This window comes from Stenotrophomonas sp. As-7 (assembly GCF_030291015.1).
In the GTDB taxonomy this organism is placed as follows: Bacteria; Pseudomonadota; Gammaproteobacteria; order Xanthomonadales; family Xanthomonadaceae; genus Stenotrophomonas; species Stenotrophomonas lactitubi.
Genome location: NZ_CP127405.1, coordinates 356,119 through 371,406 on the forward strand (window position 1 = coordinate 356,119; position 15,288 = coordinate 371,406).

Consider the following 15,288-nt stretch of genomic DNA (forward strand, 5'->3'; position numbering starts at 1 on the left):
GCGCCGTTCTGCTTCCATCCACGGCCAGGAGAGAGTTGGCCGGGGCGGGAACGCGGTTGCAGGCTTAGAAGCGCTGCTGGTACTTCATGTACATGAAACGACCGATGTCGAAGCCACCGTAGTAGGTGAAGCTGCTGTTCGGCTGGCTGTACATGATCGGACCCTGGTGGTCGAACACGTTGTTCAGGCCCAGCGACACGGTGCCATCCCACGGCAGGCTGTAACGCACCTGCAGGTCGTGGAAGGTGTTGGAACCCACCTTGCGGCTCGGCTGTGCATCGGTATACGGCGAAACGAAGTCGGCCATGTTGCAGTCCGGGCCACCGCCCAGATCGTACGAGCAGGCTTCCTTCATGCCCGAGTAGTAACGGGCGGTCCAGCCGATGCCCAGGTTGCCGTACTGCCAATCCAGGTTGACGGTCGAACGCACGCGGAAGTCACCCGCCCAGCCCACGCGCTGCTCCACCGGGGTGGTGGCGGCGCTGTCGTTGCGCTTCTCCAGGTAGTCGGTGTAGGTGGTGTTCCAGTTGATGGCGAACTTGCCGTACGCGGTTTCCGGCAGGCGGTAACGCACACCGATGTCATAGCCGGCGGTTTCGCGGTAGCCGGCGTTGACCAGCGAGCGATCCAGCGCCGAGACCTGGCCACGGGTGGCCGCAGCGGTGGAACGGGTGAAGCGACCACATGCCGAATCCACACCCTGCACGTAGCACTGGTTGAGGATGTCGGTGGCCGACTCGCCAACGATGGCGTTGTCGATGCGGATCTTCCACCAGTCCAGGCTGACATCCAGGCCCTGCACGAATTCCGGGCTGTAGACCAGGCCGACGGTCCAGGTCTTGGCGGTTTCCGGCTTCAGTTCCGCGTTGGAACCAGAGTTGAAATCGGAGGTGGCCTGCTGGCCCGGGCGGTTGGCAAGGTTGCCGTCCGAACCGGTCTGCTGACGGAAGTTGGCCGGCACGTTCAGCGCCTGGCAGCGTGCTGCCACGGTCGGGCTGCTGGCGGCGATGCCGAACTTCGTATCGCACGGATCGGTGAACGAATCGCGGCTGGACACTGCGCCGCCGTAGAGATCGTCCACGGTGGGGGCACGGAAGCCGGTGCCGTAGGTCGCACGCACCAGCAGGCTGTCGATCGGCTTCCACTTCAGGCCGAACTTGCTGTTGGTGGTCGAACCGAAGGTGTTGTAGTCGGTGTAGCGACCGGCCAGGTCCAGCGACAGCTCACGGGCGAAGGTCATGTCGGCCAGCAGCGGCACCTGCATTTCCAGGTAGACCTCGTTGAGCGAGTAGTCGCCACGCGTCGGCTGGCCGGTGGTACCGGCGATCTGGCCCTTCTGCACCATCAGGTCCGGGGTGTAGCTGGCTTCTTCGCTGCGGTGCTCGAAGCCCATCGCGCCCATGATGTCACCGGCCGGCAGGGTGAACAGCGAGCCGGAGATGTTGGCGCTGGCGACCTTGGTGGTGCTGCGCATCTTGTCGACGAAGCGGGTGAACAGGTAGTCCTGCACGTCCTGGTTGCTCAGCGAGCCCGGGCCGGTGTAGCCCATCGGCGCAGCCGGATTCCACGGCACGCAGCCGGCGATCACCGCACCCGGCGTACCGCAGCGGGCAACGTCGCCGTCCATGAAGGACGGGCCGACGGCCAGGTTGACGTGCGGCTGGTACATGCTGCCGGTGCCGACGCGCTCGCCTTCATTGCGGTTGTACATGTAGCTGACGTTCCAGTCCCAGTAACGCGAACCGGTTTCGAAGCTGCCTTCCAGGCCGAGGCTGGCACGCTTGGTTTCCAGCGTGTTCTCGGTACCGCGCGGCAGCTCTTCGGTGCGGTGCGAGAACAGCACGTCCTGGCCCCACTTGTTGAAGGTGCTGTCCTTGGACAGCGCAGCGCGGGTGCCGTTGCGCGACTGCGCAGCCGAGACCGAGTACGGATAGCCGGCCAGGTGCTTGGTCGACTCGCGCTTGCTGTACAGCGCGTCGGCGACGATGCGCAGATTGTCGGTGATCGAGAAGCCGCCGTTGGCGAACACCGAGGTGCGCTCCAGGCCGCTCAGCAGGCTCATGTTGGTCTTGGCGTTGGCGCCATCTGCCGGGTTCGGCGTGTGGAAGTTGCCAGCGCTGCTCGGGTCGCCACCCGGGCCGACGGTCAGCGGCTTGCCACCGACGGTGACGGTGCCCCACTGGGTGGTCGGGCTCAGCGCATCGACGTCGTTGGCGTGGCGCGGACCGCCCGGGTAGCGGCTGAACTCGCGCGCATCGCCGAGGATCTCGTCTTCCTTGGTGCGCTCGGCGCCGACGCTGAACCAGCCGCGGTCGAAGGTCTTGCCGAAGGTGGCGCTGTAAGAGCGCTTCTGGCCGTCGCCTTCACCGTACTGGCCGACATAGACGCTGGCTTCGCCACCGTCGAGGTTCTTGCGGGTGATGATGTTGACCACGCCGGCGATGGCGTCCGAGCCGTACAGTGCCGAAGCGCCGTCGGTCAGCACTTCCACGCGCTCGACGATGGCGGACGGAATCGAGGCCAGGTCGGAGTAACCGCCGGCGCTGACGCCCATGCGGCGGCCATCGATCAGCACCAGGCTGCGTTCCGGACCGAGGTTGCGCAGGCTGACATACATGCCGCCGAAATCGCGCGAGGAGCTCAGCGAGGACGAACGGCTCAGGCTCGGTGCGCCGGCTGCAGTGACGTCCTGCAGGATGTCGGCAACGTTGACGTAGCCCTTCTTCTCGATGTCGGCGCGGTTGAGTGCCACCACCGGCTGCGCGGTCTCGACACTGGCCTGGCGGATGCGCGAGCCGGTGATTTCGATGCGGTCGAGGTTGGTGGGGGTATCGCCGGCTTCCTGTGCGAAGGCGGGCGTGGTGCAGCTGGCGGCCAGCGCGATGACGATCGCGTTGCGCAGCGGGGTGGTCTTCAGGGACATCCGTGAAATCTCGTGTTTCAGAAAAAACATGCGTCCGTTCTATGGACGCGTGGGGTGCTGCAAACCAACGTGGGGGCCGGATTCTAGAGTGTTTTCATTGGTAACTGTTTGTCCGCGCGCGCTGTAACGCCGCGAAAATGAATCGCAACCAACAATCCACAGGTGCACTGTGCGCAACGTCACGCGCGTTGTGTCTGCGATGGGCAGAGGCATCGATAGCGGCGGTGTTTGCGCAATCTGTAGCGATGCGAGTGCGCATGCATCCATCCACGCATGGCGTGGATCTACTGGATCCCGCACGCGCCACATCGGTAGATCCACGCCATGCGTGGATGGCGCGCAGTAGATCCACGCCACGCGTGGATGGCGCGCAACCAAAAAAAGGGACGGAGCCTTTGCTCCGTCCCCTTCGCAATGCTCATTCAATCAATGCGTGCTGCTCAGGTCTCGCGCAACGCCGTGGTGATCGGCAGCCGTGCCGCGCGCAGCGCCGGGAACAATCCACCCACCAGGCCGATGCCCAGCGCCCACTTCAGCCCGCTCCACAGCAGTTCCGGCGATACATGGAACTTGAACACCACCGCGCTGAAGTTGCTGCCGATGGTGGACACGCTGTAGCCGTTGAACAGCAGCCACGCTACCGCGCAGCCGAGCAGGCCACCGAGCAGGGCCAGCAGCATGGTTTCCAGCATCACCGCAGTCACCACCGGCAGGCCGCGGAAGCCGATCGCACGCATGGTGGCGATCTCGCGTGCACGCGTGGCCACGGCGGCATACATGGTGTTGAGCGCGCCGAACACCGCGCCCACCGCCATGATGGTGCCGATCACCTTGCCGAGAATATCGATCAGCTTGGTCAATCCGCCACCCTGCTTGCTGTAGTAGACGCGGGTGGTTTCCACGTCCAGCTTCAGGCGCGGGTCGGCGGCGACAGCGGCCTTGAACTGCTCGAAACCGGCCTTGCCGTCGGTGCGCACGCTGATCGACTGCCAGGCACTGCGCTGATAGGTCGTAGCCAGCGTGTCGGCGTCGGTCCACAGCTCCGAATCATGCGCATCGCCGGTAGCGAACACACCTACGACCGTCCAGGTCTGATTGCCCAGGGTGAGCGTCTTGCCAACGTCCATGTCGCGGAACTGGCTTCTGGCGCCTTGGCCGACCACGATTTCGCGCAGCCCGGCGGCGAACCGGCGGCCTTCGACGATCTTGACCTTGTCATGCACGGCCCACGCCTGCGGGCCGACACCGCGGAACTGCGCGTTGACGTCGGTGCCATCGGCCTTGGACACAAGGTTGACCACCTGCGAGAGCTCCGGCGACAGCAGCGGCCGCCCCTGTGCATCGCGGGTGATACCGGGCAGGGTGGACAGCGTAGGGACCTGTTCGCGGGTGATGACCGAGTTGGTCTCGGCCTGCGAACCGCCGCGCAGCACGATCGCGGTGGTGTCATCGCCGGTGTTGTTGAGCGTGGCCTGGAAGCCTTCGCCCATCGCCAGCATCGCCACCAGCACGCCGACGACGCCGGCGATGCCGACCACGATCACCGAGGACGCACCCCAGCGCTGCGGCAGGCTGGCAATGCCGATGCGGGTGGCGGCCAGCGCCAGCCGTCCACTGCGGGTGAGCGCCAGCCACAACCCCACCAGCACCGCGATCACCAGCACGCCGATCCACGGCAGGCCGATCCACACGGCCAGGCCGACGGCCAGCAACAGCACGGTCACCGCGTTTCCCAGCCACTTCTTGAGCTTGTTCATGTCGGTGTCCTCTTCAGCGGCCGGCGAGCGCGTCGACGATCTTCAGGCGCTTGGCACGCAGTGCGGGCAGCAGCCCGACCACGATGCCGATCACCACGATCAGGACGATGCCCACCAGCCAGGTCGGCGTCGGTACGTGCGGCGGCAGCATACCCATGCTCTTCGGGCTGATGGCCGGCAGGATCAATGCCGCCAGGCCCATGCCGAGCAGTCCACCGAGGCCGATCAGCAGCACCGATTCGACCATCACCAGGGTCAGCACGGTGCTGTCCTTGAAGCCCAGCGTCTTCAGCGTGGCCAGTTCCGGAATACGCTCGCGCACCGCCTGGGCCATGGTGTTGCCGGTCAACAGCAGCAGGGTGAAGAACACCGCGCCCATGATCGAGGTGACGATCATGCCGATGTCGGCGAACTGCTTGACGAACGCCTGCTGGAACGCCGACTCGGTCTGGGTCTTGGTTTCGTGGTCGGAGTTGGCCGAGATCGCATCGATGGCCTGTGCCACCCGCGAAGACTGATCCGGGTTGTCCAGCGTCACCGTGTACCAGCTCACCTGGTTCTTGATGTAGTCGTTGGATTCATCGAAGTACTTCCAGTTCATCATCAACTGGCGTTCTTCGTTGGCCGCCAGCGCGCGATCCTTCGAGCGGTAGATGCCCTTCAGTTCCAGCGGCCAGTCGTTGCTGCCGCCGCGCGGGAAGATGGTGGCCTGCAGCGGGATGGTGTCGCCGACCTTCCAGCCGAACTGCTTGGCCAGGGTCTCGCCGACGATCGCGCCGGTGCGGGTCTGCTGCCAGTCCTGCAGCTGCGCTGGGTCGATCTGCAGCTCGCGGTAGACATCGAAGTAGTTCGGCGCCACCGAGAAGTTGGGGAAGAAGTTCTTCGGGTCCTGGTAGATGCCGCCGAACCACATGCCGTAGGTGACATCGCGCACGCCGCTGACCTGGCGGATCTGCGCTTCCAGGCGGATCGGCAGCGACTGGGTGATCGACAGGCGCGAGGCTGTCACCAGCCGGTTGGCGCCTTCCACACTGCCACCGGAAGAGAACGCCACGCGTACCGAATCGAGCATGCCGAACAGCAGGAACGCGGCCACCACCGACAGCAGGGTCAACAGGGTGCGGGTGCGGCTGCGGAACAGCTGCGCCCACACCAACGAGAAGTATTTCATCGCTGTGGCCTCCGTCAGTGGGCCAGCGGGGCGTCGGCCAGCTCGCCCTTGTCCAGGTGCACCGTGTGGGTAGCGTACTCGGCGGCCTTCGGGTCATGGGTGACCATGATGATGGTCTTGCCGTGTTCGCGGTTGAGCTGCTGCAGCAGGCCCAGGATCTCTTCGGCGGACTGGCGGTCGAGATCGCCGGTCGGTTCGTCGCAGATCAGGAAGGTCGGGTCGGAGACGATCGCGCGGGCAATCGCCACGCGCTGCTGCTGGCCGCCGGACAGTTCGTTGGGACGATGGCTGCGGCGGTCGGCCAGGCCGACCAGGGTTAGCGCGATCTCGGCATTGCGCTTGCGCTGCGCCGCGCTGAGATGGGTCAGCAGCAATGGCAGTTCCACGTTCTTCTGCGCGGTCAGCATCGGCATCAGGTTGTAGAACTGGAACACGAAGCCGACGTGATGGCTGCGCCACGTCGACAGCTGCCCGCCGCTCATCTGGTCGATGCGCTCGCCTTCGATGCTGATCTCGCCGCCCGTGGGGTTGTCCAGGCCGCCGATCAGGTTGAGCAGGGTGGTCTTGCCGGAACCGGACGGGCCCATCAGCGCGACGAAATCGCCGCTGGCGATATCCAGGTCGATGCCGTGCAGCACCTGCACTTTCTCGGGGCCACGCTGGTAGGTCTTGGTGATGTTGCGCAGTGAAACCAGGGTCGACATGGGTGGTTCTCCACGGAAGGCGGGAAACGGGGGAGCGCACCGGCGGAGGCCGCGGGCGTGCGTCGAGCGGTGCTGCCGGCGGCGCCCGTGGGCGCCAGGCCGTTACTGCGCTTGTTTCTGTTGCACCTTGGCGCCATCGCGCAGGGTGTCCGGCGGGTTGACCACCACCGACTCTCCCGCGCTCACGCCCTTGAGGATCTGGCGGTCCTTGCCCATCGCCTGGCCTGCCTCGACCGTGCGTTGCTGCACGCGGTTCTGGTCACCCAGCACGAAAGCCACCGAGGCGCCCTCGCGCTGGACCACGGCACCGCCCGGCACGCGAACGCCCTGCGGCTTGCTGGCCGCCTGCGGCTGCGCCTGTTCCAGGAAGCTGACCCGCACGCCCATCTCCGGCACGATGCGCGGGTCTTTCACTTTCAGTGCCACCCGGACCTTCACCGTGGCCTTGCCGCGGTCAGCGGTGGGAATGATGGCGATCACCTCGGCCGGGATCTTCCAGTCCGGATAGGCGTTGAGCGTGGCTTCCACCGGCATCTTCGGCTGCACGCGGCCGATGAAGGCTTCGCCGACCTCGACTTCGATCTCAAGCGATTCCATGTCGACGATGGTGCCGATGCCGGTACGGGTGAAACCGCCACCGGCCGACAGCGGCGAGACGATCTCGCCGGGCTGCGCGGCCTTGGCGGTGACCACCCCGGAGAACGGCGCGCGCACGATGTTGTTGTCCACGCCGAGATCGGCGATGGACAGCTGGTCGTTGGCCACCTTGACGTTGCGCCGTGCGGTTTCCAGCTGCGCACGCAGGCTGTCACGCTGGGCCACGGCCTGGTCGTACTGCGAACGCGAGACCAGCTGCTGGCCGACCAGCGCCTGCAGGCGGCTGGCCTCGGCGGCGGCCTGCTTCTGCTGGGCTTCCAGACCGACCACTTGGCTGCGCGCGGCCTGCAGCTGCGAGGCATACAGGCTGCGCTGCGCGTCGGCATCGATCGGGTCCAGGGTGGCCATGACCTGCCCCTGTTCCACCCGCATGCCTTCTTCGATCATCACCTCGCGCACCTTGCCGGTGATCTTGGCCGACACCGTGGCCATGCGCCGTGCGACCACGTAGCCGCTGGCATCGAGCACCGAACTGCTGGCGCTGCCCTGCTGGATGGCCACGGCCGGCGCGGTGTCCACTTCCACGGTGGGCGTGCGGCCGAACAGCGCGAATGCACCGCCGGCCAGCAACACGATGATCACGACCACGGCGACCCACAGCCAGCGGCGGCCACCACTGCCACCACTGGAGGCAGGCGGCGGCGACTTGCGGTCGATACGGAGTTCCTTCAACAGCTCGGCAGAAGCGTTCATTCGTTCCATCACAGGCGTTCGGGCGGGTGTGACCGGAAGGGCAGGCAGCGGCGGTTCCGGCGGTGGAGCGTGCGGCACAGCATGAAGGCAGGTGCATCGGTGATGGCAGTGACAGCTGTCATCCGATGTCATTGACGGCGGCAACTGCGAAATGTGACCACGGCGGCACAGGATGGCAACGTCCCCGCTACCGGTACTGCCCATGGATCCGATCGCTCCGTCGCTGGCCCGCCTGCAGCACGTGCAGGTGCGTTACCGCGACCATACCGCCCTGCACGGCATCGACCTGCAGGTCCGCGCTGGCCAGGTACTGGCCCTGCTGGGCCGCAACGGTGCCGGCAAGAGTACCGCGATCAGCGTGCTGTTGGGCCTGCGCCGCGCCGACGCCGGCCAGGTCCAGCTGCTGGGCGGTGATCCGCAGCAACGCGATCATCGGCTCGGCCTCGGCGTGATGCTGCAGAGCACCAGCCTGCCGCCGATGCTGCAGGTGGATGAACTGGTGGCGCAGGCCAGCGCCTGCTATCCCGATCCATTGCCGCTGGGCGACGTACTGCAGCGTGTGGGCCTGCAGGACCTTGCCCGGCGTCGCTATGGCCAGCTGTCCGGCGGTCAGCAGCGCTGCGTGCAGTTCGCCATCGCCATCTGCGGCCGCCCGCGCGTGCTGTTCCTCGATGAGCCCACCACCGGCCTGGACATCCAGGCGCGGCAGGCGATGTGGCAGGCGATCCGGCAACTGGTGGCCGAAGGCTGCGGCGTGCTGCTGACCACCCACTACCTGGAAGAAGCCGAGGCGCTGGCGCAACGGGTGGTGGTGCTGGAGCAGGGCAGGATACTGGCCGATGCGCCGCTGTCCGAACTGCGCCTGGCCGACCGCCCGCGACGCATCCGCTGCCGCAGCACGCTGGCCGCCGATGAAGTGCAGCACTGGCCCGGCGTCCAGCAGGTGCAGCGGGACGGAGAACATCTGCAGGTGCTGGCCAGCCCGGCCGAGCCGGTGGTAGCCCGGCTGCTGGCCACCGATGCGCAGCTGCGAGAACTGGAAGTACAGGGCGCGGCACTGGCCGACGCCTTCCTCGACCTGACCCGGGAGGCTGCATGAACACCTTGACCCGTCCCACCGCCGCCGGTGCCGCGCCCTCGGTCTGGCGTGCCCTGCGTCCGTATCGCGCCGAACTGCTGGCCGAGCTGCGTCGCGCCTGGCGCTCGCCGTCGTTCGTGCTGCCCTCGTTGTTGTTCCCGGTGCTGTTCTACCTGTTGTTCGGCGTACTGCTGGGCCGTGGCCACGCGCCGGTCTATCTGCTGGCGACTTATTGCGTGTTCGGCGCGATGGCGCCCTCGCTGTTTGGCTTCGGCGTGCAGCTGGCGCTGGACCGCGAAGGCGGCCTGCTGACCCTCAAGCGCGCGCTGCCGCTGCCTGCCGCAGCGCCGCTGCTGGCGCGGCTGGCAATGGCCCTGCTGTTCGCGGTGCTGATCGCCGCGATGCTGATGGCGGTGGCGTGCCTCTTCGGCGGCGTGCAGCTGCAGGCGGTGCAGGTACTGCAGCTGCTGGTCGTGGCGGCGTTTGCGGCATTGCCGCTGGGGTCGATCGGCCTGCTGATCGGCAGCCATGTCGGCGCCAGCGCGGCACCGGCCATCGTCAACCTGGTCTACCTGCCGCTGGCACTGTTGTCGGGGCTGTGGCTGCCGTTGTCGGCATTGCCGACGGTGTTTTCGACGATGGCGCCGCTGTGGCCGACCTGGCACCTGGCGCAGCTGGCCCTGCCCATTCTTGGCCAGCCGGCACGTGGCGGCACCGTTGGCCATCTGCTGGTGTTGCTGGGTGTGAGTGCGGTCGCACTGCTGCTGGCGCGCCGCCGCCTGCGCCGGGTCGGCTGAACTGGCATGATCGGCAGCGATCGTCCCCGCCTGGAATCTTCCGTGCCACCGAGCTGGCTTGCGTCCCTGCTGCGCCCCGCACCGGATTCGGCGGTGGCCGAACTGCTGCGGCGGGGCAAGTCGCCCTGGAGTGGTGCGATCCATCTGCTGTGGTCGGTCTGGATCTTCCTCACCCCGGTGCTCGGCAATGGCTTCACGCTGCGCTGGTTGTTGCTGACGCTGGCCAGCTATCCGTTGTTCCTGCTGTTCTATGCCAAGGTGATGCTGGCGCCACGGCACCACGCCTGGCGCTACGCGCTGGCCATGATTGCGATGGCCCTTGTACTGCTGCCGTGGTATCCGTCGGGACTGAGCTACTTCGTGTTCGGCTGCGTGATGATCCGCATGAGCAGCCGCGGCGGTTGGTGGGTGTACCTGTTGCAGCTCACTGGCCTGAATCTGCTGTTCTGCAGCACCGCGCTCTACTTCGGTTATCCGTGGCAGGCCATGGTGTGGATGCCGGCGGTATCGTTCATTGTCGGGCTGGTGGTGAACGTGGAGGCCTTGAGCCATCAGCGCGACGTCGCCCTGCAGCTGTCCCAGGATGAGGTGCGGCGCCTGGCGACCACCGCCGAGCGCGAGCGCATCGGCCGTGATCTGCATGACCTGCTGGGGCATACGCTGTCATTGATCACGCTGAAGCTGGAACTGGCGCGCAAGCTGTACGACCGCGATGACGCGCGTGCCCGGCAGGAAATCGGCGAGGCCGAGGACATCGCGCGCGAGGCGCTGGCACAGGTACGCAGTGCGGTCACCGGCATCCGCGCCAGCGACCTGGCCGGCGAACTGGCCTCGGCTCGCTTGCTGCTGGAATGCCAACAGGTACACCTGCAGTACATGCCGCCGCCGCCGATGCCAGTGGAGGTAGAGCGTGGGCTGGCACTGGTGCTGCGCGAGGCGGCGACCAACATCGTGCGCCACGCGCAGGCGACCCGGGTGCAGGTGGATTTCATGCTTGAGGACCGACAGTTGGCAATGCAGATACGCGATGACGGCCGTGGTGGCGTGCAGGCCGAGGGCAACGGATTGTGTGGCATGCGTGAGCGGGCAGCGGCGCTGGGTGGCCATTTGACGCTGCAGTCGCCGCGCGGGGAAGGCACGCTGCTGACCGTGCGCGTACCCTTGGTGGCCGCGACTATGCCGCTGTCGCCGGCATCGCTGGCACAGGGGGGCGCGGCATGATCCGCATCCTGCTGGCCGAGGACCAGGCGATGGTGCGTGGTGCATTGTCGGCGCTGCTGAGCCTGGAACCGGATATCGAGGTACTGGGCAGTGCCGCCGACGGCGAAGCCGCCTGGCGCATGCTGCAGCAGCTGCAGCCGGACATCCTGGTCACCGACATTGAAATGCCCGGGCTGAGCGGGCTGGAGCTGGCCCAGCGCATCGCCCGCCATGAACTGCCGATCAAGGTGGTGATCGTGACCACCTTCGCCCGCGCCGGTTTCCTGCGCCGTGCGCTGGAAGCAGGCGTGCTGGGCTATCTGTTGAAGGATGCACCGGCCGAGAACCTGGCCGAGGCACTGCGCAAGGTGAAGCAGGGCATCCGCGCGATCGATCCGCAACTGGCGCTGGATGCCTGGTCGCAGGCCGATCCGCTGACCGACCGCGAGCGCCGCGTGCTGCGCCTGGCGGGCGAGGGCCGCACCGCCAGCGAGATCGCCGAGCAGCTGGGGTTGTCGCACGGCACAGTGCGCAATTACCTGTCCGAATGCATCGGCAAGCTGGGCGTGGCCAACAGGATCGAGGCGTATCGGCTGGCGCGGCAGAAGGGGTGGTTGTAGTAGCGTGCGCCGACGCACCGGTAGCGCCGGGCCATGCCCGGCGGATCATTTCCGCGACCGCGGATGGGTGTCACTTTCTTTGCTCGTGCAAAGAAAGTAACCAAAGAAACACGCCGCCGAACACGAGCGGGTGCTGCGCACCGGTGCCCTGTGCTCCTCGGTCCGTCGAGGGACGGCGCGGGAACTCGCTGCGCTCAGACACCCGCGCCTCTTCGCCCTCGCCGGACCTGCGGTGCTCGGCTCGTTCAAGGCGGACCCAACTTCAAGAGCAACAGCTGCACCCAGTAGATCCACGCCATGCGTGGATGCTTTTGCCTTTGATCTTGACGTTCCAGCCCGCCTTTCAGCGAGCCGAGAAGCGCAGGGCACCGGTGCGCAGCACCGGCTCGCGACCTGGCGGCGTGTTCTTTGGTTACTTTCTTGCACGAGCAAGAAAGTGACACCCCTGCGCGATCGCGGAAATGACACGCCGGAAACAACTGGCGAACCCCGTCAATCCTTCCCGCGTGCCATCGCCTGGAACACGCCATCGCGGCGCACCCACAGGTGGAACAGCGCCGCACCCACGTGCATCAGCACCGTGGCGAACAGCACATAGGCCAGCAGACTGTGCGCATTGCGCAACGCGGCGTACAGCGCCGGGGTGTGCGGCACGATCGGTGGCAGGTGCAGGCCACCGCCCAGCACGATCGGGTAGCCGCCGGCCGACAGCATCGCCCAGCCGATCAGCGGCATCGCCAGCATCAACGCGTACAGCATCCAGTGCGAAGCCTTCGCCGCCAGCACCTGCCATGCGGGAAGATCCGCCGGCAGCGGTGGTGGACGGTGGCGCAGGCGGTTGTACAGCCGCAGCACCGCCAGCAGCAGGATGGCGATGCCCAGCGGACGGTGCAGGTCGATCAGCATCGGCCGCAGGTGCAGCGAGGCGACCATGGTCACGCCGACGAACAGCATCGCGATGATCATCAGCGCCATGGACCAGTGCAGCACCCGGGCGAGCAGGTTGAAGTGGCCGTTGCCGGTGTTCATTGCGCAGCCTCCTTCGGTTGCTCGACGTTGCCGCTGGCGCGCTCGCGTTCGCGGCGGTTGAACGACTGCGAATACACCGCCGAGCGCGCCGCCAGGATCGGGTCATCGCTGCCGCGCACACCGCTGGGCACGATCAGCGGATCGAAGTTGAGCTGGCCGCAGGCGCCTTCTTCCTGCGACTGCATGCGGTCGAGGCTGAGCACACCGGCCACCACCTGATCGCGCGATTCCGGCCACGGCACCGAGGGGTCATCGATGGCATCGCCGGGCGCAGCCTGGCTGACCACCAGGTTCCAGCGCACCGGGCCGCTGGTCAGGCGTTGCTGCAGTTCCTGGCTGAGAAAATCGACATCGGCCTGCTTGCGTGCGTCCGCATCCATCTCCACCACCGGTGCCTGCGGCTGCCAGCGCCAGCGCACCGCGCGCTTCTGCCCCTGTGCGTTGGTGAACCAGAAGCTGTTGACGCTGTTGAAGGTGGTGTTGGCCCAGCTGCTGGTCCATGGTGCGCTCTTGGCCCACTGCTGGAACGCCTGCGCGCTGGGGTATTTCGCCAGTACGGCGGCCATCTTCTGCGGGTCGGGCTTGCCGGTGGCCGGGTCCGGAATCTGCGCGCGGGTCTGCTCGTAGAAGGCTTCGGCGGTGGGCACGGCGAAGAACGGGAAGCTGTTCATCGCCATCCGCCATTCCTGGCCATCATCGCTGACCATCTGCACCGCGATGCTGCGCACCCGTGCGGTGTTGTCGGCGCCGTAGGGGTCACCGCCGCCGATCGACAGGCGGCCCATCACCGGCACGCGCGCCTGCGAGAACACCCTCGCACTGGAAAGCGTTGGTGCCTGCGCGCTGGGTTCGAACCAACCACTCACGCACACGCCCTTGCTGTGCGCGCGGCGGAAGCCGGGATGCGCAGGGCCGGTGGCCTCGATGGTGTCGGTGAAGCGCTGCGCGGTCAGCCGGTCGCGGCCGATCCAACCGGCCAACCAGGCAAAAGCGAGGGCGACGACGCCCAGGATCAGCGCGATCAGGGCGATCCAGGGCAGCGGTGAATGCGTGCGCGGTGACTGCGGCCCTTGGCCGGCACGGGTGTAGCGGAAGAGCGACATGGTCGGAGTCCTGCCTTCACGGACGTGTGGGTGGGCGACCACCACATCCTCGCAGAACCCGGCCGGAGCCGAAATTCAATTTTTCGTCAGATTTGCCGGGTACCGACCAAGGCCGGCACCTACTGGAATTGCGGATCAGCACCCGCACCGGCATCGGTAGCGCCGGGCCATGCCCGGCGGCTGCATCAGGCGTAACGCGCTTTCAGCATCGCCCAGGCCGAACGCAGGGCCAGGGCTTCGCCACCGGCCGGGCGGCCCGGGCGCTCGCCATCGTTCCAGGCATACACGTCCAGATGTGCCCAGCGCTGGCCATCTTCCAGGAAGCGTTCCAGGTACAGCGCGGCGGTCACCGAGCCGGCCATGCGCGAACCGGCGTTGGCCAGGTCGGCGATGCCGCTGCTCAGGTAACGCAGGTACGGGCGCCACAGCGGCATGCGCCACACCGGGTCGCGGGTGGCGTCGCCAGCCTGCAGCCACTGCTGGGCGAGCGTGTCATCGTTGCTGAACAGCGCCGGCAGATCCGGGCCCAGCGCGATGCGCGCCGCGCCGGTCAGGGTGGCGAAGTCCAGCACCAGGTCCGGCTTCTGCTCACCGGCGAAGGTCAGCGCGTCGCACAGGATCACCCGGCCTTCGGCGTCGGTATTGTCGATCTCCACGCTCAGGCCCTTGCGGGTGGCGATCACTTCGCCCGGACGGAAGGCATCCGGGCCGATCGCGTTTTCCACCGCTGGCACCAGCAGGGTCAGGCGCACCGGCAACTGCTGGGCCATCACCAGCCCGGCCAGTGCCAGCGCGTGGGCGGCGCCGCCCATATCCTTTTTCATGTTGCGCATGCCATCGGCCGGCTTGATGTCCAGGCCGCCGGTATCGAAGCACACGCCCTTGCCGACCAGCGCCAGTGCCGGGTCCGTCTCCTTGCCCCAGCGCAGCACGATCAGCCGCGGCGCGCGGTGCGAGGCACGGCCCACGGCATGGATGGCCGGGAAGTTCTGCGCCAGCAGTTCGTCGCCGGTGATGGCTTCAACCTGCGCACCATGCGCTTCAGCCAGCGCACGCGCGGCGTCTTCCAGCTGCTGCGGGCCCATGTCTTCGGTCGGCGTGTTGACCCAGTCACGCACGCGCAGGCTGGCGGCGATCAGGTCGGCCACCTCGCCGGTCGGTGTGGCAACCAGCTGGGCCGGCGTGCGGTTGCGCTTGCGGTAGCGGTCGAAGCGGTAGCTGCCCAGGCCCCAGCCCAGCTGCAGCAGCGCCTGTTCGGCGGCCGGCAGTTCGCTGGCCAGCTGCCACACGCTGCCTTCCGGCAGGGCGTGCGGTGCGTGGGCGTAGCTGTAGGCATCGGCACGATCGCCGACACCGATCACCGCGCCCGCCAGGCCATCGGCGCCGGGCAGCAGCGCAACCGAATGCGCGCCCGCAGTGAAGCCCTGCGACTTCAACCACGCCTGGGTCGCAGCGGACTGGCTGTTCTTCCACGCCTCGAACTGGCTGCGGTCCAGCACGTGCAACGGCAGCGCGGCGGTGGTGTCGGCGGTGAAACCAGTGATCTCGCTCATGCG

12 protein-coding genes are annotated in these 15,288 nt (G+C 67.0%); 4 read left to right on the plus strand and 8 right to left on the minus strand.

Going from position 1 to position 15,288, the window contains the following annotated elements:
* Window positions 1–64: 64 nt before the first annotated feature.
* From QP457_RS01620 to QP457_RS01640, 5 genes are all read right to left on the minus strand, one after another.
* A complete protein-coding gene (locus QP457_RS01620) occupies window positions 65–2,923 on the minus strand; it encodes a TonB-dependent receptor (RefSeq protein WP_205405794.1) in 2,859 nt (952 codons plus the stop codon).
* 440 nt (window positions 2,924–3,363) lie between these two features.
* Window positions 3,364–4,680, minus strand: a complete 1,317-nt coding sequence (locus QP457_RS01625) for an ABC transporter permease (RefSeq protein ID WP_205405797.1) — start codon at window positions 4,678–4,680, stop codon at window positions 3,364–3,366.
* A gap of 13 nt (window positions 4,681–4,693) precedes the next feature.
* Window positions 4,694–5,851, minus strand: a complete 1,158-nt coding sequence (locus QP457_RS01630) for an FtsX-like permease family protein (protein WP_099819632.1) — start codon at window positions 5,849–5,851, stop codon at window positions 4,694–4,696.
* A 14-nt stretch (window positions 5,852–5,865) separates the two neighbouring features.
* The gene (locus QP457_RS01635; protein ID WP_025878346.1) at window positions 5,866–6,555 is read right to left on the minus strand and encodes an ABC transporter ATP-binding protein; all 690 of its coding nucleotides are present in this window, start codon (window positions 6,553–6,555) and stop codon (window positions 5,866–5,868) included.
* 102 nt (window positions 6,556–6,657) lie between these two features.
* Complete coding sequence (locus tag QP457_RS01640) at window positions 6,658–7,905, minus strand: efflux RND transporter periplasmic adaptor subunit (RefSeq protein ID WP_205405799.1); 1,248 nt, start codon at window positions 7,903–7,905, stop codon at window positions 6,658–6,660.
* 202 nt (window positions 7,906–8,107) lie between these two features.
* Here QP457_RS01640 and QP457_RS01645 point away from each other — a divergent pair, with 202 nt between their 5' ends.
* From QP457_RS01645 to QP457_RS01660, 4 genes are read left to right on the plus strand one after another with little or no spacing between them, the layout of a single operon-like run.
* Window positions 8,108–9,004, plus strand: a complete 897-nt coding sequence (locus tag QP457_RS01645; RefSeq protein ID WP_205405807.1) for an ABC transporter ATP-binding protein — start codon at window positions 8,108–8,110, stop codon at window positions 9,002–9,004.
* Entirely contained in the window at window positions 9,001–9,780 is a 780-nt protein-coding gene (locus QP457_RS01650) for an ABC transporter permease (protein ID WP_180164393.1), read from the plus strand. The genes QP457_RS01645 and QP457_RS01650 overlap by 4 nt, the downstream gene beginning before the upstream one ends.
* Window positions 9,781–9,786: 6 nt before the next feature.
* Entirely contained in the window at window positions 9,787–11,001 is a 1,215-nt protein-coding gene (locus QP457_RS01655; RefSeq protein ID WP_180164391.1) for a sensor histidine kinase, read from the plus strand.
* Window positions 10,998–11,600 (plus strand): response regulator transcription factor, encoded by a 603-nt coding sequence (locus tag QP457_RS01660; protein ID WP_180164389.1) that lies wholly within the window; start codon window positions 10,998–11,000, stop codon window positions 11,598–11,600. The genes QP457_RS01655 and QP457_RS01660 overlap by 4 nt, the downstream gene beginning before the upstream one ends.
* A 492-nt stretch (window positions 11,601–12,092) precedes the next feature.
* Here the strand turns inward: QP457_RS01660 and QP457_RS01665 are convergent, their stop codons facing one another.
* From QP457_RS01665 to QP457_RS01675, 3 genes are all read right to left on the minus strand, one after another.
* Window positions 12,093–12,629, minus strand: a complete 537-nt coding sequence (locus tag QP457_RS01665) for a cytochrome b (protein WP_205405808.1) — start codon at window positions 12,627–12,629, stop codon at window positions 12,093–12,095.
* Entirely contained in the window at window positions 12,626–13,732 is a 1,107-nt protein-coding gene (locus tag QP457_RS01670) for a catalase family peroxidase (protein WP_205405810.1), read from the minus strand. The genes QP457_RS01665 and QP457_RS01670 overlap by 4 nt, the downstream gene beginning before the upstream one ends.
* A 185-nt stretch (window positions 13,733–13,917) precedes the next feature.
* On the minus strand, window positions 13,918–15,285 hold the full coding sequence (locus tag QP457_RS01675) for a M17 family metallopeptidase (protein ID WP_180164383.1): 1,368 nt from the start codon (window positions 15,283–15,285) through the stop codon (window positions 13,918–13,920).
* Window positions 15,286–15,288: the final 3 nt, after the last annotated feature.

What these genes read in the sequence shown, in the direction of transcription:
- QP457_RS01675 (WP_180164383.1), bottom strand. Translation starts at nt 15,285, where the DNA reads ATGAGCGAGATCACTGGTTTCACCGCCGACACCACCGCCGCGCTGCCG.
- QP457_RS01640 (WP_205405799.1), bottom strand. Translation starts at nt 7,905, where the DNA reads ATGAACGCTTCTGCCGAGCTGTTGAAGGAACTCCGTATCGACCGCAAG.
- QP457_RS01625 (WP_205405797.1), bottom strand. Translation starts at nt 4,680, where the DNA reads ATGAACAAGCTCAAGAAGTGGCTGGGAAACGCGGTGACCGTGCTGTTG.
- QP457_RS01630 (WP_099819632.1), bottom strand. Translation starts at nt 5,851, where the DNA reads ATGAAATACTTCTCGTTGGTGTGGGCGCAGCTGTTCCGCAGCCGCACC.
- QP457_RS01635 (WP_025878346.1), bottom strand. Translation starts at nt 6,555, where the DNA reads ATGTCGACCCTGGTTTCACTGCGCAACATCACCAAGACCTACCAGCGT.
- QP457_RS01655 (WP_180164391.1), top strand. Translation starts at nt 9,787, where the DNA reads ATGATCGGCAGCGATCGTCCCCGCCTGGAATCTTCCGTGCCACCGAGC.
- QP457_RS01650 (WP_180164393.1), top strand. Translation starts at nt 9,001, where the DNA reads ATGAACACCTTGACCCGTCCCACCGCCGCCGGTGCCGCGCCCTCGGTC.
- QP457_RS01665 (WP_205405808.1), bottom strand. Translation starts at nt 12,629, where the DNA reads ATGAACACCGGCAACGGCCACTTCAACCTGCTCGCCCGGGTGCTGCAC.
- QP457_RS01660 (WP_180164389.1), top strand. Translation starts at nt 10,998, where the DNA reads ATGATCCGCATCCTGCTGGCCGAGGACCAGGCGATGGTGCGTGGTGCA.
- QP457_RS01620 (WP_205405794.1), bottom strand. Translation starts at nt 2,923, where the DNA reads ATGTCCCTGAAGACCACCCCGCTGCGCAACGCGATCGTCATCGCGCTG.
- QP457_RS01645 (WP_205405807.1), top strand. Translation starts at nt 8,108, where the DNA reads ATGGATCCGATCGCTCCGTCGCTGGCCCGCCTGCAGCACGTGCAGGTG.
- QP457_RS01670 (WP_205405810.1), bottom strand. Translation starts at nt 13,732, where the DNA reads ATGTCGCTCTTCCGCTACACCCGTGCCGGCCAAGGGCCGCAGTCACCG.